The sequence below is a fragment of the Sphingomonas sp. S-NIH.Pt15_0812 genome (assembly GCF_003951315.1).
Taxonomy (GTDB): Bacteria; Pseudomonadota; Alphaproteobacteria; order Sphingomonadales; family Sphingomonadaceae; genus Sphingomonas.
Map to the genome: position 1 here is coordinate 1 of NZ_QLJH01000032.1, position 18,799 is coordinate 18,799.

The window sequence follows — 18,799 nt, forward strand, 5'->3', positions numbered from 1 at the left end:
GTCGACGTCACCATCACCACCACCGCCGGTCCCATCGTCGTCGCGCTGGACCGCGGTCATGCGCCGGTCTCGACCGCCAACTTCCTTCGCTATGTCGATGGCAAGCGGTTCGACGGCATCGCCTTCTATCGGTCGATGAAGCTGCCGTGGAACGCCGGGCTGATCCAGGCCGGGCAGCGTGACGGCAAGAAGATCTTCCCGCCGATCCGCCACGAACCGACCACCACCACCGGCCTGTCGCATGTCGAGGGCACCATCTCCATGGCCCGGCGCGAACCCGGTTCGGCGCAGGGCGAATGGACGATCATGGTCGGCGACATGACCGGCTTGGATGCCAAACCCGGCCCCAACCCGCCCGCCGATCCCGGCTATGCCGCCTTCGGCAAGGTCGTCAGCGGCATGGACGTGGTCAAGACGATCTGGGCCGCCCCCACCGATCCGCAAAAGGGCGAGGGCGCGATGAAGGGTCAGCTGCTCACCGCGCCGACCCGCATCCTCACCATCCGCCGCACGCCCTGACCGCGGCGGCCGAAGAAATCGCAACGGTTTACGTTGTAACCTGACCGGCGCACCGTGCGGCTTGATATAAGTTGAATCCGAGACCGACGAACGCGGGAACGGATCAATGGATTGCGCCACTCTTATCGCAGGGCATCGCGCCATCGCAGAGGCGTGCCGCGCAATGCTCGCGACCCTGGCGGACGTGCCGGTCGACATCAATGCGCTGGCCCGCAACCGCATGGCGCTGTCGATGAAGATCAGGGATCACATCCGCAACGAGGATCGCATGATCCTGTCCGTCCTGACGGCGCGCGGCAAAGCCCCCCTGCCGACTTCGGTACGCGACGTGATCGATCGTCGCGCCCGGTTGATGCAATGCTATTCGGAACATGTCGGCCGCTGGAACCTGTCGGCGGTATCCGCCGACACCGCGCGCTTCCATGTCGAGGTGGCCGCACATTTCGACGAGGCCTTCGCCCTGATGGCGGCGCAGGAGCGGACGCTATATCCCTATATCCAGTCGCTCGCCGATCGATCGGGATCGATGTCGGCGCAGCCGGCCCCGACCCTGCGGATCGCCTCCTGATCCGCGCATGAAAAAGACCGCCGGCGCACAGGGCGGCGCCGGCGGTCTCGTCGTCGGGTCGTCGCGTCCCGCAAAGGGGGTGAAACAGGACGCGCCGGCCGTCAGCTCGGCATCAGGTCGTAGCGGTCGGCGTTCATCACCTTGGTCCAGGCCTGGACGAAGTGACGGACGAACACCGGCCCGGCATCGTCACAGGCATAGACCTCCGCCAGCGCGCGCAGCTGCGAGTTGGACCCGAACACCAGGTCGGTGCGCGATGCGGTCCACTTCTGCTCATGGCTGTGGCGGTCGGTGCCCAGGAACTCCTGGTCGCTCTCGTCGCTGATCTGCTTCCACGCCGTGCCCATGTCGAGCAGGTTGACGAAGAAGTCGTTGGTCAGCTGTCCCGGCCGCTTGGTGAACACGCCATGCGCGCCCGCCTTGGGATGGTTGGCGCCCAGCACGCGCAGGCCGCCGACCAGCACCGCCATTTCGGGGGCCGACAGGCCGAGCAGCTGCGCCCGGTCGATCATCAGCTCCTCGGTCGGCACGGTGAAGCGCACCTGCAGGTAGTTGCGGAACGCATCGGCGCGCGGCTCCAGCACCGCGAAGCTCTCCGCATCGGTCTGCTCGGCCGACGCATCGGTCCGGCCCGGCGTGAACGGCACCTCGATGGCATGACCCGCCGCCCTGGCCGCCTGTTCGATGCCGACCGAGCCGCCGAGCACGATCAGGTCGGCGATCGACACCTGCTTGCCGCCCTGCGCGCCGTCGAACTCCGCCTTGATCCGCTCATAGACCGCCAGCACGCGGGCGAGCTGCTCGGGCTGGTTGACCTCCCAGTCCTTTTGCGGGGCCAGCCGGATGCGGCCGCCATTGGCGCCGCCGCGATGGTCCGACCCGCGCCAGGTCGACGCCGACGCCCAGGCCGTCGTCACCAGCTCGGCCACGGTCAGGCCCGATGCGGCGATCGCGTCCTTCAGCGTGGCGACATCGCCCGCCTCGATTGGCGGATAGTCGGCGACCGGGATCGGGTCCTGCCACAGCAGTTCCTCTCCGGGCACCTCGGGGCCGATCAGGCGGATCTTGGGGCCCATGTCGCGATGGGTCAGCTTGAACCAGGCGCGCGCCCAGGCATCGGCGAAATATTCCGGGTCCGCCCGGAATTTCTGGCAGATGGCATTGTAGGCCGGGTCGACCTTCAGCGCCATGTCGGCGGTCGACATCATCGTCGGCACCTTCTTGCCCTCGGTATGCGCGGCCGGGGCCAGCGTGTCCTCGGGATTGCCGACCGGCTGCCACTGGTGCGCGCCCGCCGGGCTGCGGACCAGCTCATACTCATGGTCGAACAGCATGTCGAAATAGGTCATGTCCCAGGTCGTCGGCGTCGGCGTCCAAGCACCCTCCAGGCCGGAGGTGATGGTATGGTCGCCCATCCCGCTCTCATGCGTGCTGGTCCAGCCCAGGCCCTGCGCGGCGATGTCCGAGCCTTCCGGCTCGCGACCGACATGCTTCGGGTCGCCCGCGCCATGCGCCTTGCCGAACGTATGGCCGCCGGCGGTCAGCGCCACCGTCTCCTCGTCGTTCATGCCCATGCGCGCGAAGGTTTCGCGCATGTCGCGCGCCGATCCCTGCGGCATCGGGCAGCCGCCCGGCCCCTCGGGGTTCACGTAGATCAGGCCGTGCTGGATCGCCGCGAGCGGGTTCTCCAGCGCGAGGCCGGCCTCCTCGTCGATGCGGGTCTGGCCCAGCCATTCCTCCTCGGTGCCCCAATAGACGTCCTTCTCGGGCTCGAACACGTCCTCGCGACCGCCGCTGAAGCCGAAGGTCGGGCCGCCCATCGACTCGATCGCGACATTGCCGGCCAGGATGAACAGGTCGGCCCAGCTCAGCTGACGGCCGTATTTCTGCTTTATCGGCCAGAGCAGGCGACGCGCCTTGTCGAGATTGCCGTTGTCAGGCCAGGAATTGAGCGGCGCGAACCGCTGCTGCCCCGCCGACGAACCGCCACGCCCGTCGCCGGTGCGATAGGTGCCGGCCGAGTGCCACGCCATGCGGATGAAGAAGGGACCGTAATGCCCGTAATCGGCCGGCCACCAGGGCTGGCTGTCGGTCATCAGCGCGGTCAGGTCGGCCTTGAGCTGGTCATAGTCCAGGCTCAGGAACTCGCTGCGATAATCGAAATCGTCGCCCATCGGATTGCCGCTGACGCCCTTCTGGTGAAGGATGTCGATCGACAGCGCCTCGGGCCACCAGTCGCGCGCCGTCCGGCCCAGCAGCGTGCGCATCGCGGCGGGCTGCTTCTTGGGATCGTTGATCGGGCTGCCTTCGGTGATGGCGTCCATGTCCTGCTCCTCTCGTGACGGCGCCGGCGCATCGAAGGGCCGGAGCGGTATGGCGTCACGCTATCCCAGCGCGACGATCGGTAGAAATGCGAAATCCTTGGCCCTGTGATCGATTACGACGATCAACGATCCTCCGCCCGGCCGGCTGCACCATCCGCCGCCCGCCCGGCACGATCGATCGCGGCGGGGAAGCACAGGGTCGCGCGCGTGCCGCCCGCCACCGCCAGCACCAGCCGTCCGCCATGGCGCTCCATGATCCGCGTGACGATCGCCAGTCCCAGCCCGGCGCTGTCCGATCGCGCATGGTCCGCCCGCCAGTAGCGCGCCTGCGCATCGCCCAAATCGACACAGGCGATGCCGGGGCCGTCATCCGCCACCTCCACCGCCGCCCCCACCGGATCGTCGCGCACGCTCACCGTGATGGTGCAGCCCGCCGGCGTGTGCTTGGCGGCGTTGCCGATCAGATTGGCGATCGCCAGGTCGATCAGCGTCGCATTGCCCCGGACGCGCGGGCCGGCATCACCGTCCGCGCCGGCAAAGGCCAGGTGATGCCCGCCCTCGATCACCGCCGGGGCCATCCGCACCACCGTCTCCGTCGCCAGCGCCGCCAGGTCCAGCGCCTCCCAGGGCCGCACGTCGCCATCGTCCAGCGTCGCCAGATCGCGCAACTGAGTCACGACATGGCTCAACCGCTCGACCTGCGCCGCGCAACGCTGGCGCAAGGCCGGATCGGGCAGCGCATCCAGTTCCAGCGCCAGCGTCTGGAGCGGCGTCCGCAATTCGTGGACGACGTTGCCGACGAATTCCGACTGCCGGAAAAAGGCGCGCCGCACCCGCTCGACCAGGCCGTTGGCGGCGGCGACCAGCGGCCGCGCCTCGGTCGGCAATCCCTCGATCGCGATCGGCACCCCGCGCGACGAGGCGTCGATCGCCTCCGCCTCCGCCGACGCCCGCCGGAACGCGCGGACGGTGCGCCGCATCGCCAGCCCGCTCAGCACCGGCAGCAGCAGCAGCACCGGCATCACCAGCGCGATCCGGATCAGGAAGGCCCGCTCGATATCGTCGACGATCACCCCCGGCTGCGACCGGTCCTGCGCCACCATCACGCGCAAGTTCCGCCCCTCGACCGCCACCGGCCGGGCATAGAGCACGAAATCCTCCGCCCCGACGAACCGGGGCCGCGTCGCGCGCGCCGCGATCCGCCGCCACGGCACCCCCGCCGCATAGCGGCTTGCCAGCCGCACCCGGCCGGCATCGTCCGTCACCGCGAAGGCGCGCCCGTCATAGGCGGTGGCATAGCCCGGCTCCAGTTCGCTCGGATGGTCGATCGCCGGCCGGTCCCCCCGCCAGTGCAGCCGCCCCGCGATCATGTCCGCCTCGCGTCGCAGCGCCACGCGTTCCTCGCGCGCGGTGGCGGCATGGAGCGCCGACATCAGCAGCACCGGCAGCAGCACCGCGACCAGCGTCACCGCCAGCAGCTCGCCCAGCAGGATGCGCCGCGACAGCGAACGCGGCGCGAACAGGCTCATGCGATCCGCGCCAGATAGCCGATGCCCCGGATCGTCTCGATCCGTACCGCCGCCTCCGCCGCCTCCAGCTTGCGGCGCAGCCGGTGGACATAGACCTCGACCGCATTCGGCCCGCCGCCCTCGCCCATCAGGCCGAACAGCTGGTCCTCCACCGCCGCCTTGGCGACCACCCGCCCGATCCGGCGGAACAGCAGTGCCGCCAGCTCCGCCTCGCGCGCGGACAGCGGCACGACGCCCTCCGCCACGGTCAGCTCGCGCCGCACCGTGTCGAAATGGCCGTTGCCCAGCGCGATCCGGTTGCCGGCCAGCGCATCCCGCCGCCGCGTCACCGCGCGCAGCCGCGCGACCAGTTCGTCCACGTCGAACGGCTTGGGCAGATAATCGTCCGCGCCCGCGTCCAGCCCGGCGATCCGCGCGCGCGTGTCGCCCCGCGCCGTCACCACGATCACCGGCACCGCCACCCCGTTCGCCCGCCACGTCCGCAGCACCGCCAGCCCATCCCGGTCGGGCAGTCCCAGGTCGAGCAGCACCGCGCCATATTGGGCGACCGCCAGCATCGCTTCGGCATCCTCGGCCCGCGCGGCATGGTCGGTGGCGATGCCGTGGCGCCCCAGCGCCTGCGCCAGCGCGGCGGCGAGATCGCGATCGTCCTCGACAAGCAGCAGGCGCACGGCGCGGGTCCGATCCGGTCGTAAGGTTCGTGTAAGCCAGCGGGCCTAGCCGCCGGCCTTCCTCGCCGCAAGCAGGGGTCAAGGCCGCATCATGTCCATCGAACACGCATCCCCGCCCCTTCCCACCGTCCTGCGGCTCGACCGCCGTGCGCAACTGCGCTGGCTGCTGATCGGCGGCGGCGTGTTCCTGCTGATCTGGCTGGCGATGACCGTGATCCGCGCGCTGACCGCGCCGACGCCCGCGGCCGACCATCCCTTGCCCCCCGGCACCTTCCAGGCGACGCCCGACCAGCTCGCGCAGATGAAGCTGCTGACCGTCGGCGATGCGGGGGCCGGCGCGCCGCTCGACGCGACCGGCACGATCGCCGTCGATGGCGAGCATAGCGCCCCCGTCACCCTGCCCTTCTCCGGCCGGGTCGTGCAGGTGCTGGTCGAGGCGGGGCAGGATGTACGGCGCGGCCAGCCGCTCCTCCGCCTCGCCTCCAACGACTATGCCGATGCGCGCAACGCCCTGACCACCGCGCGGACCCAGGCCGAGTCGGCCCAGGCGCAGCTCCGCATCGCCGAGGACAACGCCAAGCGGCAGCAGGCGATCTACGCCACCGCCGGCGGCGCGCTGAAGGATTATCGCCAGGCGGCCAGCGACCTGGTCGTGGCGCGCGCCGCCGTCGCCGCCGCGCAAGGTGCGGTCCGCACCGCGCAGGACCGGCTGGCGCTGTTCGGCCGCGCCGCCGGCACCGGCGGCCAGGGCGCGGCGATCGTCACCTATGCCGCACCGGTCGCCGGCACCGTCGTCGCCCGCGATGTCGCGCCGGGCGAATTCGTCGGCGCGGGCGGCGACAAGCCGCTGCTGACCATCGCCGACCTGTCGCGCGTCTGGCTGGTCGCGCAACTGCCCGAGCGCGATGCGGCGGGCGTCCATGTCGGCGATGCCGTGACCGTCACCACCCCGGCCTATCCGGGCCGGCGCTTCGCCGCGGTGATCGACAATGTCGCGGTCGCGCTCGATCCCGTCACCCATCGCCTGGCGGTGCGCGCCACGGTCCGCAATCCGGACGGCGCGCTGAAGCCGGAGATGTTCGCCAGCTTCGCGATCCGCCGCGCCGCGCCGGCCGGGCCGGCGGGCGTCCGCGTCCCCTCCGACGCGGTGATCCATGAGGGCGACGGCGCGCGCGTCTGGGTGGCGGGGGCGAACGGGCGGCTCACCGCCCGCACCGTCACCGTCGCCGACAGCGACGATGGCTGGGACCGCGTCACCGCCGGGCTGAAGCCGGGCGAGCGGATCGTCACCGCAGGCGCGCTGTTCGTCAACGAGGCCGGGCTGAACGGCGGGGGTGCCGGCGCATGAACGGCCTGATCGCCACCGCGCTGCGCCAGCGCGTGCTGATGCTGATGCTGCTCGCGGGCATGATCCTGGCCGGCGGCGTCGCCTTCGCGAACCTCAACATCGAGGCCTATCCCGACCCCGTCCCGCCGATGGTCGAGGTGCTGACCCAGTCCAACGGCATCTCCGCCGAGGAGATGGAGCGCGGCGTCACCATCCCGATCGAACAGGCGGTGGCCGGCATCCCCGACCTGAAGGCGGTACGCACCATCTCGCTGTTCGGCCTGTCCGACGTGCGCATCCAGTTCAGCTACAATGTCGGCTTCCGCGAGGCGGAACAGCGCGTGCTCGGCCGCCTGTCCCAGCTCGGCGCCCTGCCGGGCAATGCGCAGCCGACCATCTCGCCGACCAGCCCGATCGGCGAGATCTTCCGCTACCGGATCAAGGCGCCGGCCGGCTATTCGGTCATGGACCTGAAGACGCTCCAGGACTGGGTGCTGCAACGCCGGTTCAAGCGGATTCCCGGCGTCGCCGACGTGACCGGCTGGGGCGGCAAGCTGCGCACCTATGAGGTCGTCGTCGACAACGACAAGCTGCTCGCCCACGGCGTCACCCTGGGTCAGGTGCTGGCCGCGATCGGCAAGAGCGACGGCAATGTCGGCGCGCAGACGATCAACTTCGGATCGCAGGCGGCGATCGTGCGCGGCGTCGGGCTGATCCAGTCGACCGACGCGATCCGCCATGTGCTGGTCGGCACCAATGCCGGCAATCCCGTACTGCTCAGCGACGTCGCCAGCCTGCGCATCGGCAACCAGCCGCGCCTGGGCATCGCCGGGGTCGGGCCGGACGACGATATCGTCATGGGCATCGTGCTGATGCAGCGCGGCGCGCAATCCATGCCGACCATCGAACAGGTGAAGAAGGAGGTCGCGACGATCAACGCCGGCGGGGTCCTGCCCCCCGGCGTCACCCTGGAGCGGATCTACGACCGGTCCGACCTGATCGACGTGACCACGCACACGGTGCTGCACAATCTGATCGAGGGGATCCTGCTGATCTTCCTCCTGCAATGGCTGTTCCTGGGCAATCTGCGCTCGGCGATCATCGTCGCGACCACCATCCCCTTCGCGCTCGCCTTCGCGGTGCTGATCCTGACCCTGCAGGGCGAATCCGCCAATCTGCTGTCGGTCGGCGCGCTCGATTTCGGGCTGGTCGTCGATGCCAGCGTCATCATGGTCGAGAATATCTTCCGCCACATGGTCATGCGCTCCGCCGCGATCGAGAGCGGCCGCACCCATGCCAATGCCGCCAGCCGCTTCTCCGCGATCCTGCATGCGGGGTCGGAAGTCAGCCGCGGCATCGCCTTCGCCGCCGCGATCATCATCGCCAGCTTCCTGCCGCTGTTCACGCTGACCGGCGTGGAGGGGCACATCTTCGGCCCGATGGCCAAGACCTATGCCTATGCCATCGCGGGCGGCCTGATCGCCACCTTCACCGTGTCGCCGGTGCTGTCGGCGCTGCTGCTGCCTGACACGCTGGACGAAGTGGAGACCTGGATCGTCCGCAAGCTGCGGGGGATCTACCGCCCCGCCGCGGCCTTCGCGCTCGGCAACCGGATGCTGACCCTGGGCGGCACCGCGCTGCTGATGGTCGCCGCCCTGGTCGCGGTCCACGGCCTGGGCGTCGAGTTCCTGCCGCATCTGGAGGAGGGCAATCTCTACATCCGCGCCTCGCTTCCCGCCTCGGTCTCGCTGGAGGCCGGGCAGCCGACGGTGAACGGCATCCGCCGCATCATCGCCAGCTATCCGGAGGTGCAGCGCGTCATCTCCACCCATGGCCGGCCCGATGACGGCACCGACGCCACCGGCTTCTTCAACGCCGAATTCTACACGCCGCTTAAACCCGCCGACGAATGGCCGAGCGGCGTGACCAAGGACACGCTGACCCGCGAGCTCCAGGCGAAGCTCCAGGCCCGTTATCCCGGCGCCGAGTTCGAATTCTCGCAATATATCCAGGACAATGTCGAGGAAGCCTCCTCGGGCGTGAAGGGCGCCAATTCGGTCAAGGTCTTCGGCCCCGACCTCGCCACGCTGGAGAAACTGTCCGCCCGCATCCAAGCGGAGATGGCCAAGGTGCGCGGCATCACCGATCTCGGCGTGTCCGACTCGCTCGGCCAGCCGACGGTGCGGATCGACGTCGATCGCGCCGCCGCCGCGCGCTATGGCCTGACGCCCGACGACATCAACACCACGGTCGCCGCCGCGATCGGCGGGCAGAGCCCCGGCGACCTGTACGAGACCGGCACCGACCGCCACTTCCCGATCGTCGTCCGCCTCACCCCCAACGAGCGCGACAGCCTGGAATCGATCCGCCGCATCACCATCGGCGCGCCCGCGCCCAACGGCAACGGCATCGTCCAGGTGCCCTTGTCCGAGGTCGCCAGGGTCCGCCTGACCTCCGGCGCGTCCTTCGTCTATCGCGAGCATCAGGAGCGCTATATCCCGATCAAGTTCAGCGTCCGCGACCGCGACCTGGGCGGCGCGGTGGGCGAGGCGCAGGCGCGCGTCGCCCAAGCCGTGCCGCTGCCCGCCGGCTACCACCTGGAATGGGCGGGCGAGCTGGGCAACCTGACCAGCGCGGTCGACCGGCTGGAGGTGGTCGTGCCGATCAGCCTGGGGCTGATCCTGATCCTGCTCTACGCCAATTTCTCCTCGGTCACCGACACGCTGATGGCGTTCAGCGTCATCCCGATGGCGATCGTCGGCGGCGTGCTGGCGCTGGCGCTGACCGGCACCCCGTTCAGCATCTCCGCCGCGATCGGCTTCGTCGCGCTGTTCGGCATCGCGGTGATGGACGGCATCCTGATGGTGACGACCTTCAACCAGGCGCTGGACGGCGGCATGGCGCGGGCGGAGGCGCTCGCCACCACCGTCGACACGGCGCTCCGCCCGGTGGTGATGACCTGCGCCGCCGCCGCGATCGGCCTGCTGCCCGCCGCCGTCTCGACCGGCATCGGCAGCCAGGTGCAGAAGCCCCTGGCGCTGATCGTGGTCGGCGGCATGGCGCTCGCCCCCGTGCTGATCCTGCTGGTCATGCCGGTGCTGATCGACCGCTTCTCGCGCCATGTCTCGCCCGAGGAGCGCGGGCCGCACGGCCACGCCCTGCCCCATCATCCCGCCCGAACCGGGGAGCTGCCGGCATGACCTGTTCGCCTCGCACCCTCGCCCTGCTGCTCGGCACCGCCGCCCTGTCGGCCTGTTCGGTCGGACCGCAGCATCCCCGGGTCGACCTGCCCCTGCCGCCGCCGGCCGCCGCCGCCACGCTGGCCGCCAGCGCGGGCCCGACGCAGCGGATCGAACCCGGCCGCCCCGCGCCCGCCGACTGGTGGACGCGCTTCGGCAGCCCCCGGCTCGACGCGCTCGTCGCCCGCGCGCTGGCCGCCAATACCGATCTGGCGGCGGCGGAGGCGACCTTGCGCCAGGCCCGCGAACTGCGCGACGTCGCGCGCGGCAATGCCGGGCCGCAGGTCGATGCCGGCTATCAGGCGGAGCGGGCGCGGGTGTCCAATGCGCTGTCCTCGCCACTCGCCAATGTGGCCGACACGCTCTACACGCTGCACACCAGCCAGTTGTCGGTCACCTATCCGCTCGACCTGTTCGGCGGGCAGCGCGGCCGCATCCGCTCCGCTACCGCCGCCGCCTCGGTCGCCGCCGCCCGGCTCGACGCGGCCCGGACCAGCGTCGTCGCCAACCTGGCGCTGGCGGTGATCGAACAGGCCGCGCTCCAGGCCCAGATCGACGCCGCCGCCAGCGCGATCCGTTCCAACCGCGAAATCCTCGACCTGCTCCGCCGCCGCCAGGCGCTGGGCGAGATCGGCGCGGCGGACGTGGCGGCGCAGGCCAGCGCGCTCGCCACGGCGGAGGCGGTGCTGCCGCCGCTCCAGCGCCAGGCGCAGCACCAGCGCGCGCTGGTCGCGACGCTGACCGGCACCGCCCCCGGCGCCGCGACGCTCGACCTGCCGACCCTGTCCGAACTGCGCCTGCCGACCGAATTGCCGGTCGCGCTGCCCGCCGATCTGGTCGCCGCGCGGCCGGACGTGCGCGCCGCGGCCGCGCAGATGGAGGGCGCCGCCGCCGATCTCGGCACCGCCATCGCCGCGCGGCTGCCCAGCCTCACCCTGTCGGGCAATGCCGGCGGCTCGGCCCAGCGGTTCGAGCGGATGTTCGCGACCGGCAATCCGTTCTATGCACTGATCGGCGGCCTCACCGCGCCGATCTTCCACGCCGGCGCCCTCCGCCACCAGCAACGCGCCGCGGAAGCCGCGCTCGACATCGCCAAGGCCGGGTATCGCGGTGCGGCGCTGCAGGCGTTCGTCGATGTCGACGACGCGCTCGCCGGCCTGCGCGGCGACGCCACCGCGCTCGACGCCGCGACCCGCGCGCGCGACGCCGCCGACCAGTCGCTGGGCTTCACGCGCCGCCAGCTCCAGCTCGGCGGCGTCGGCACGCTGGCGCTGCTGAACGCCGCCGCCGCCGCCGCCCAGGCCTCGTCCGCCCGCATCCAGGCGGAGGCGGCGCGGCTCGCCGACACGGTCGCGCTGTTTGAGGCGGTCGGCGGCCCCATTCCCGCATCCGCGACGGAGACCCGCCCATGACCGGCTTCCACGCCCCGCCCAGCGACCGGCTGGTGCTCGCCCCCTCGGGCCTGCGCGCCGTCGCGGTGGCGCGGACGATCGACACGCGCGTCTTCCTCGACCCCGCCGCGCCGGTCACCGGCATCGCCCGGCCGCTCGCCCGGCGCTTGCCCGGCATGCCCCAGGCGCCGGACACCGGCGTGACGACGCTGCCCCGCCCGCTCCATATCCGCTTCGTGCGTCCCTATGCCGACCTCCGCCGCGCGCGCTTCGTCCCCATGTTGCCGGACGAAGCGCTGCTCGATCTCGGCCGCGACGTGCTGGGCACGGTCACTATCCGCCTCGACCTGAAGGCGGACCAGGTCCGCGGCCTCGCCGCGCGCGACGCCGCGCGCCTCGCCGACCATGCCACGCGCATCCCGGTGACGCTGCGGAACGATGCGCTGACCTTGCCGGGCCAGCTCGACGGTCAAGCGGTCACCGTCCGCTTCGACACCGCCCCGCACGACCAGCCGCCGCCACCCGCCACCCTGTCGGTGACCATCGGCGGCACGATCCTGCCCGGCCGCCGCGACGCCGATGGCGCCGTATCGATCGGCTGGGACGCCTTCGCCGACCGCCGCCTAGTGCTCGACCTGCCGCATGGCGCGATCTGGCTGGACTAAGCCCCGGCGGAACCCGTCGTGCCGACAAAGCGGGCCAGCCGCCACCGCTCGCACAACGGAAAAGGGCGGTGGACGCCGCGTCGCGCCCACCGCCCTTTTCCTGCCGGACCACCCCTTCGAAGTGATCCGCCCGGCCTTTACTTGCCGAATTCCAGCGCCGCCTTGCGCTTGGGCGTCTGATCGACCGGCTGGCCCGCATATTCGCGGATACCCCAGGCACCCCCCGCCCCGGCCATGCCGGTGGCGCTGTACAAGGTCAGCACGTCGTTCACCTGGCTCTTCCAGGCGCTGATATAGCTCTTGTACAGATCGTACATCACCGCCGACCGGTTGATGTCCTGCACCCGCGCCGCGCCGCCATTGGTGAAGTCGACGACATGCTGGCCGCCTTCATAGGTGATCAGGCGCTTGCCATATTGCTTGGCGGTATCCTGGTTCCCCGTGATATCCTTCATCGTCTGGGCCAGGCCGGCGCGCAGCGACGCCTGCCGCTCGACCAGGCTGCGCCCCGTCACGTCGCCGGCATAGTTGAAATAGGGTGCGATCGCGAGCGCATCGACATTCGCCGCCACATTCGGCTCGGCCATCACCTGCTGGCCGACCCAGGGATTGGCGCTCTGCGCCCCGATGACGCGCACCAACTGCCCCGGCCGATCGGCGAACACCTTCGCCCAGATCTTCATCGCCCAGACCGTCTTCTGCGAATAGCGCTTCAGATTGGCGCCGAAGCCGTTGGTGTCGAGACCAGCCGCCAGACCTTCGGACTGGATCTGGTGCGCCAGCGGGAAGGCATAGTTCCAGTTCTCGTTGCCGATCTCGACATAGACCCGCCGGTTCGACGCCAGGCTGTCATGCACCAGCTTGGCCATGCGGGTCACATAATCCTCGTCCGCATTCCACGGAATGGCGAACCAGGGATCGGCCCCCACCGTATTGGCGAGCAGGACCATATTCTCCAACGCCACGCCGCGCGAATGATCGGCCTGGTTGACGCCGGTCGGCAGCGTCCGCTCCGCCCAGGTGATCTTGGCCGGATTGGTATTGGTCGCCGACCAGTCCAGGAAGCGCAGCACGCTATAGGGCTTCAGGCTGTCGATCAGCTGCGAGGCGAACATCTGGTCGCGCGGCGCACTCTTCTCCCGGCAGTCGAGATTGCGCACGGGATCGTTCGCCGGCACGCCCGACACGTTGATCCAGTTGCGCGTATTGCCCTCGGGCGGCGGACCGGCCGGCCAGTCGAAGGTCAGGACATGGTCGCCGCGGACCAGGTTCTTGCGCGACCCGCCGATATTCACGTCGCCCGAGCCCGTCCAGGTGCAGCGGATGGCGACGCTCTGGCCGTTGAACACCTGCGACGGCGGCGTCATCACATAGGCATAGCTCTTGTTCGTCGGAACCTGCTTGGGCATCCCGTAGGTGTCGAGCTGGCCGTTCGGCAGGGACTGCCAGCCATTGTTGGTATCGACCCAGCCATGACCGGAAACCAGGTTCATGAAAGTGTATTCGTTGGAATAATAATCCACGGGCGCGACGTTGATACCCAGGCCGAACCCCTTGGCGGACGGCGATGGAGCCGGCGTGGGGGCCGGTGTCGGGGTCGGGGTCGGCTTGGGCACGCCCTTGAGCACGAAGATCGCCGGGGCGGACGAGTTGACCGACCCCTTGCCGGTCACGACACCCACCGAACCCACGGCGGCCACCGCCGTCGCGCCGGCCACCAGCGCCGTGGATGGCGTAGTCGCGACGGCCTTCACAGCGGCAATCATCTTAGCAATAGAAGTACCAGTCATGGACTACTCCAGTTAAAGCTTTGGCGTCGATCGCGAAGGGCTCTATCCTTCGCGATCCTGCTGTTTTCCTAAATATAGCTTACTGATCCACACCGGATTAAAGATCAGAGATACCGATGATTTAACGATATGGTGCGATCAATTTCTTTTTTACGGATTTGGAAGCTGCTGTAACCGCTTGGCATGCCAAGAAATAGACGGGGGTTCCACCTATCGACCGAATTCGAGGGCGGCTCGCCGCTTCGGCGTCTGGTCGACGGGCTGCCCGGCATATTCCCGCATGCCCCAGGCCCCGCCGCCGCCGGCCGGGCCGGTGGCGCTGTACAGCACCATCAGGTCGTCCGACCGCGCCTTCCAACCCTCGATGTAGCTCTTGTACAGGTCGTACATGGTGGCGGACCGGTTGACCTCCTGCACGCGCGTACCGCCCCCGGTGGTCATGTCGACGACATGCTGGCCGCCTTCATAAGTGATCAGCCGCTTGCCATATTTCTGCGCGGTCACCTTGTTGTCCGCGATGGCGCGCAACGTGATGTCCACGCCCGCCTTGAGCGAGGCCAGCCGGTCGCTGAGCGCGCCGGTGGAGTCACTGTCCTTGGCGAGGTTGAAATAGGGCGCGATGGCAAGTGCGTCGACATTGGCGGCGAGATCGGGCGCGGCCATGACCTGCTGACCGACCCAGGGGTTGGCGCTCTGCGCGGAAGCGATACGGACCAGCTGGCCCGGCCGATCGGCGAAGACCTTCGCCCAGATCTTCATCGCCCAGACCGTCTTCTGCGCATAGCGCTTCAGATTCGCGCCGAAACCGTTGGTGTCGAGACCGGCGGCCAGGCCCTCCGCCTGGATCTGGTGCGCCAGCGGGAAGGCATAGTTCCAATTCTCGTTACCCAGCTCGACATAGACACGTCGGCCGGAATCCAGCGAGTCATGGACCAATTGCGCCATGCGCGTGACATAGTCTTCGTCCGCATTCCACGGAACGGTGAACCAGGGATCGGCACCCACCTGATTGGCCAGCGCCACCATATGTTCCAGCGCGACGCCGCGCGGACGATCCGCCTGGTTGATGCCGTTCGGCAATGATCGGTTCGCCCAGGTCACCGAGGCCGGATTCTGATTGGCCGGCGACCAATCGAGGAAACGCAGCACGGAAAACGGCTTCAGGCTCTCGATAAGCTGCGTGGAGAAAATCTGGTCCCGCGGTGCGCCCTGCTCCCGGCAGTCGAGATTGCGGACCGGATCGGTCGCACTGACGTTCGACAGGCTCAGCCAGTTGCGACTATTACCTTCCGGCGCGGGCGCGGCCGTCCAATCGAACGTCAGGACATGGTCGCCGCGCACCAGGTTCTTCCGATATCCGCCGATATTGACGTCACCGGTACCGGTCCAGGTGCAGCGAACGCCGACCACCTGTCCGTTGAACACCTGCGAGGGCGGGGTCATGACCCGGGCATAGCTTTTGCCCGCCGCCATCTGCTTGATCATGCCGAGCGAATCGATTTCGCTCTCCGCCACGGCCTGCCAGCCTGTACCGGTGTCGACCCAGGTATGGCCGGTCAGCAGGTTCATGAACGTATATTCGTTCGAGAAGTAATCGACCGATGAAACGTTCACCCCCAGACCGAAGCCGGCGCGCGACGGCGAACTGGCTGGCGTGGGTGTGGGGGTCGGGCTGGGCGTTGGCGTCGGTGTCGGCGTGGGGGCCGGCGTCGGCGTTGGTGTGGGGGCCGGTGTCGGCGTTGGAGTCGGCGTCGGCGTAGGGGCCGGCGTCGGCGTCGGCGTAGGGGCCGGCGTCGGCGTCGGCGTGGGAGCCGGCGTCGGGCTGGGCGTCGGCGTGGCGACCGGAACGACCGTCACGCCGGACGATGCCGTACCGACATCCCCGCTGCCGCCGCCACCGCCACAGGCCGACAACAGCACCGCACCCGACAGGGCCGTAAGCGCCAGATGGGCGCGACGATTGTTCCGGCGCAGCACCACGGCCGCGCCATCGCGCAAGTAACTGATCATGCCGTTAAGTTCCCCGACCACTCTATGAAGGTCGAAGTAAGTGAAAAGGGTTGCAGGTCAATTAACGGAACCAACCAGAAAAGTTTGGTTTACAGGCGCTTAGCCAAGCCGTGGCAAAGCATCGACAAGTCGTGGACGTAGATCGATTTTTACTAGTTGTTAACCACGCCTTTAAGATTTGGAACCATTTTCCCGCAACAATCGTTGCGGGTCCGCGCTTAACGCGGGCTGGCTGAGGCGACTCGCCGAGCATGCAATGCGGGCCGCGATCTTATTGCTGTGAGGACATTCTGGCCCGACAGTGCGTCGTCGCCTCACCATTGCCGGGAAGAGTCGATTCGCAGACCTGTGCAGTCCGGTGGACGCGACAAAAAAGGGGGGCGGCCAAGCCACCCCCCTTTCGGATCAACAATTGCGGAGCCGCGATTGTTATTCGGATGCGGCATCCGCCGGCTTGCGACCCCGCTTCGCCGGGGTAGATGCTTCGGCGGACTTGCGCGCGCCGGGCTTGCGACCCAGGCCGATCTTCTTCGCCATGGCGCGACGGCTTTCCGAGTAATTCTCGGCCACCATCGGGTAATCGGGCTTCAGGCCGTAACGCTCGCGATATTCCTGCGGGGTCAGGCCATTGGTGGCCAGGTGACGACGCAAGGTCTTGTAGGGCTTGCCATCGATCATCGAGATGATGTGATCCTTGGACGCCAGTGACTTTCGCGCGCTGACCGCGGGGACATATTCACCCTGCGGTTCGGCGGCGGGGGCGACACTGCCATTGCCGAGTAACGCCGACACGGTGTCATGCATCTTGCCCAGGAAAGCCGGCACGTCTTCGGCCGACGTGCGCGTATTGGGATTTCCCAGCCACGCAATAGTCAGCTCGGTCGCCAGCTCTACGGCATTATTGTCGGTCGTATCGTCTACCATGGTCGCTCCTTTTCATCGCCAGCCCTAGCGCCCCTGTACTGGCCGTCAACATCCGAAATGAACATTTTCGAGATTTAGATCAAAGCTGATCCGGTTCGATCGCCCGCGCCCATGATGTCGCACAACCGGCAGTAAACTTTTCAGGACTCCAAGGGTTTCCACCCCAGAAACGATTGACCGCAACCGATGGAGCAACGCCGGTGAATACAACGGAATCCCTTACCCGTCTCGAACGGCTGCAACTCGGGCTGGTCGAGATGCAGAAAGCGGCGATCGAGTCGGGCAAGCGCATGATCCTGGTGCTGGAAGGGCGCGACGGGGCGGGCAAGGATGGTACGATCAAGCGCCTGACCGAACATCTGTCGTCCCGCGCCACCCGCGTCGTCGCGCTGCCCAAGCCGACCGAACGCGAACGATCGCAATGGTATTTCCAGCGTTATGTCCAACATCTTCCCGCCGCGGGCGAGTTGGTGATCTTCAACCGCTCCTGGTACAATCGCGCCGGGGTCGAGGTGGTGATGGACTTTTCCACCCGCGACGAACAGGCCGAGTTCCTGCGCGACGCGCCCGATTTCGAGCGGATGCTGGTCGAGAGCGGCATCGGCCTGCTCAAGGTCTGGCTCGACATCACCAAGGAGGAGCAGCACAAGCGGCTGAAGTCGCGCCGGACCAATCCGCTGAAGAGCCTGAAGGTGTCCGACATGGATGCGGTGGCGCAGGATCGCTGGGCCGACTATTCCGCGGCGCGCGACACCATGTTGCTGCGCACCCACACGCCGCTCGCCCCCTGGTTCTGCGTCCGCGCCGACGACAAGCCCGTCGCGCGCAAGGCGATCATGAAGCATGTCCTGAATCATTTCGCCGATCCGGGCATCGCCCGTACCGCCAAGCGTCCCGATCCGGACATCCTCTTCCCGTTCGAGGCGGCGGCGATCACCGACGGTCGACTGGCCCCCTGATCCGGGCAGGCCTCCTGCCCTGAAAAGGCGATGCAATCATGGCGCGGCAGCCTCCGGGGCCGCCGCGCCGGGGGCCGTCAGCCGCAGCGGACGTTGCCCGCCCCCATCTTCGTCACCTTGCACTGCGCGCCGCCCTGGATGGTGACATCGCCCGCGCCCAGGATCGTCACATCCGCATGGCGGGTCACGGTGGCGGCGATATTGCCCGACCCGGCGATGGTGATATCGGCCGATTCGCTGCGCAGCGGCTGCGCCCGCACCTTGCCCGAGCCGCCGATCGACACCTCCAGCTCGCCCGCCGCGCCCGCCGCCGCGACATCGCCGGAGCCGCCGATCGCGAACTCGACCTTGCGCACGTTCAGCCCGCGAATGTCGAGCGTGCCGGAACCGCCGATATTGCCCTCGAACCGCTCCCCCTCGACCCGATCGACCGTGATCGTGCCGGAACCGCCGATATCCGCGCCCCGGATACGCGGCATGGTGACGGTGAAATGCACCTTGCCGCTCTTGCCCCAGGTGACGCCGCGCTGCCGCGACAGTTTCAGCGTATCGCCGTCGCGCGTGACCTTCAGCTTGTCGAGCGCCTCGGGCGAACCCGTCGCGGTGACCGAATAGGCGGGACCGACGCGGACATCGACATCGCCCGCCGCGGCCAGCGCGATGGTGGTGAAGCCCTCGACCGGATAGGTCCGGCGGTCGCCGCTGCCGACGCCGGCGATGCCCGCCTCCTCCTTGTCCTGTTTGTCGCTCCAGTTCATCGAGCAGGCCGCGACGGGCATGGCCAGGATGGCAAGGGCGATGGCGGCATGGTGACGGCGAATCATCGGACGGTCTCCCCTATGTGTATTGCCTAGATAATACACGCCGGGTTCACGTTGCAACA

At 68.6% G+C, this 18,799-nt stretch carries 14 protein-coding genes; 7 read left to right on the top strand and 7 right to left on the bottom strand.

The window, feature by feature from the left end; all coding sequences use genetic code 11:
* Nucleotides 1-519 (top strand): peptidylprolyl isomerase (locus BRX43_RS16505; protein ID WP_164523647.1); only part of this gene is annotated, 519 nt, incomplete at its 5' end.
* A gap of 163 nt (nt 520-682) precedes the next feature.
* On the top strand, nt 683-1,087 hold the full coding sequence (locus BRX43_RS16510) for a hypothetical protein (RefSeq protein ID WP_125996191.1): 405 nt from the start codon (nt 683-685) through the stop codon (nt 1,085-1,087).
* A gap of 101 nt (nt 1,088-1,188) precedes the next feature.
* Here BRX43_RS16510 and katG read toward each other — a convergent pair whose 3' ends face one another.
* The 3 genes from katG to BRX43_RS16525 all read right to left on the bottom strand — a co-directional run bounded on the left by katG (nt 1,189) and on the right by BRX43_RS16525 (nt 5,611).
* Nucleotides 1,189-3,411 (bottom strand): catalase/peroxidase HPI, encoded by a 2,223-nt coding sequence (katG, locus tag BRX43_RS16515; RefSeq protein ID WP_125996192.1) that lies wholly within the window; start codon nt 3,409-3,411, stop codon nt 1,189-1,191.
* A gap of 122 nt (nt 3,412-3,533) precedes the next feature.
* Nucleotides 3,534-4,940, bottom strand: a complete 1,407-nt coding sequence (locus BRX43_RS16520; RefSeq protein ID WP_125996193.1) for a HAMP domain-containing sensor histidine kinase — start codon at nt 4,938-4,940, stop codon at nt 3,534-3,536.
* Entirely contained in the window at nt 4,937-5,611 is a 675-nt protein-coding gene (locus BRX43_RS16525; RefSeq protein WP_125996194.1) for a response regulator transcription factor, read from the bottom strand. Before BRX43_RS16525 ends, BRX43_RS16520 begins: the two co-directional genes overlap by 4 nt.
* 91 nt (nt 5,612-5,702) lie before the next feature.
* Here BRX43_RS16525 and BRX43_RS16530 point away from each other — a divergent pair, with 91 nt between their 5' ends.
* Genes BRX43_RS16530 through BRX43_RS16545 form a run of 4 tightly spaced genes read left to right on the top strand, consistent with a single transcriptional unit; the run spans nt 5,703 to nt 12,233 of the window.
* Complete coding sequence (locus BRX43_RS16530; protein WP_125996195.1) at nt 5,703-6,959, top strand: efflux RND transporter periplasmic adaptor subunit; 1,257 nt, start codon at nt 5,703-5,705, stop codon at nt 6,957-6,959.
* On the top strand, nt 6,956-10,138 hold the full coding sequence (locus BRX43_RS16535; protein ID WP_125996196.1) for a CusA/CzcA family heavy metal efflux RND transporter: 3,183 nt from the start codon (nt 6,956-6,958) through the stop codon (nt 10,136-10,138). The genes BRX43_RS16530 and BRX43_RS16535 overlap by 4 nt, the downstream gene beginning before the upstream one ends.
* Nucleotides 10,135-11,589, top strand: a complete 1,455-nt coding sequence (locus BRX43_RS16540; RefSeq protein WP_125996197.1) for an efflux transporter outer membrane subunit — start codon at nt 10,135-10,137, stop codon at nt 11,587-11,589. Before BRX43_RS16535 ends, BRX43_RS16540 begins: the two co-directional genes overlap by 4 nt.
* Nucleotides 11,586-12,233 (top strand): hypothetical protein, encoded by a 648-nt coding sequence (locus BRX43_RS16545; RefSeq protein WP_125996198.1) that lies wholly within the window; start codon nt 11,586-11,588, stop codon nt 12,231-12,233. The genes BRX43_RS16540 and BRX43_RS16545 overlap by 4 nt, the downstream gene beginning before the upstream one ends.
* A 137-nt stretch (nt 12,234-12,370) precedes the next feature.
* On the opposite strand, the gene BRX43_RS16550 is transcribed toward BRX43_RS16545, so the two are convergent.
* The 3 genes from BRX43_RS16550 to BRX43_RS16560 form a co-directional block, all read right to left on the bottom strand.
* Nucleotides 12,371-14,023 carry a hypothetical protein gene (locus tag BRX43_RS16550; protein WP_206433256.1) on the bottom strand — a complete coding sequence of 551 codons (1,653 nt, stop codon included), beginning with the start codon at nt 14,021-14,023 and terminating at the stop codon, nt 12,371-12,373.
* A gap of 210 nt (nt 14,024-14,233) precedes the next feature.
* Nucleotides 14,234-16,033, bottom strand: a complete 1,800-nt coding sequence (locus tag BRX43_RS21020; protein ID WP_241215013.1) for a hypothetical protein — start codon at nt 16,031-16,033, stop codon at nt 14,234-14,236.
* Nucleotides 16,034-16,462: 429 nt separating this feature from the next.
* Nucleotides 16,463-16,957, bottom strand: a complete 495-nt coding sequence (locus BRX43_RS16560) for a MucR family transcriptional regulator (RefSeq protein WP_125996200.1) — start codon at nt 16,955-16,957, stop codon at nt 16,463-16,465.
* Nucleotides 16,958-17,157: 200 nt separating this feature from the next.
* On the opposite strand from BRX43_RS16560, the gene ppk2 reads away from it, so the two are divergent.
* Entirely contained in the window at nt 17,158-17,916 is a 759-nt protein-coding gene (gene ppk2, locus BRX43_RS16565) for a polyphosphate kinase 2 (protein WP_241215014.1), read from the top strand.
* Between the two features lie 77 nt (nt 17,917-17,993).
* Here the strand turns inward: ppk2 and BRX43_RS16570 are convergent, their stop codons facing one another.
* The gene (locus BRX43_RS16570) at nt 17,994-18,740 is read right to left on the bottom strand and encodes a head GIN domain-containing protein (protein ID WP_125996201.1); all 747 of its coding nucleotides are present in this window, start codon (nt 18,738-18,740) and stop codon (nt 17,994-17,996) included.
* Nucleotides 18,741-18,799 lie beyond the last annotated feature (59 nt).

What these genes read in the sequence shown, in the direction of transcription:
- BRX43_RS16535 (WP_125996196.1), top strand. Translation starts at nt 6,956, where the DNA reads ATGAACGGCCTGATCGCCACCGCGCTGCGCCAGCGCGTGCTGATGCTG.
- BRX43_RS16540 (WP_125996197.1), top strand. Translation starts at nt 10,135, where the DNA reads ATGACCTGTTCGCCTCGCACCCTCGCCCTGCTGCTCGGCACCGCCGCC.
- BRX43_RS16520 (WP_125996193.1), bottom strand. Translation starts at nt 4,940, where the DNA reads ATGAGCCTGTTCGCGCCGCGTTCGCTGTCGCGGCGCATCCTGCTGGGC.
- BRX43_RS16560 (WP_125996200.1), bottom strand. Translation starts at nt 16,957, where the DNA reads ATGGTAGACGATACGACCGACAATAATGCCGTAGAGCTGGCGACCGAG.
- katG (WP_125996192.1), bottom strand. Translation starts at nt 3,411, where the DNA reads ATGGACGCCATCACCGAAGGCAGCCCGATCAACGATCCCAAGAAGCAG.
- BRX43_RS16550 (WP_206433256.1), bottom strand. Translation starts at nt 14,023, where the DNA reads ATGACTGGTACTTCTATTGCTAAGATGATTGCCGCTGTGAAGGCCGTC.
- BRX43_RS16545 (WP_125996198.1), top strand. Translation starts at nt 11,586, where the DNA reads ATGACCGGCTTCCACGCCCCGCCCAGCGACCGGCTGGTGCTCGCCCCC.
- BRX43_RS21020 (WP_241215013.1), bottom strand. Translation starts at nt 16,033, where the DNA reads ATGATCAGTTACTTGCGCGATGGCGCGGCCGTGGTGCTGCGCCGGAAC.
- BRX43_RS16530 (WP_125996195.1), top strand. Translation starts at nt 5,703, where the DNA reads ATGTCCATCGAACACGCATCCCCGCCCCTTCCCACCGTCCTGCGGCTC.
- BRX43_RS16510 (WP_125996191.1), top strand. Translation starts at nt 683, where the DNA reads ATGCTCGCGACCCTGGCGGACGTGCCGGTCGACATCAATGCGCTGGCC.
- BRX43_RS16570 (WP_125996201.1), bottom strand. Translation starts at nt 18,740, where the DNA reads ATGATTCGCCGTCACCATGCCGCCATCGCCCTTGCCATCCTGGCCATG.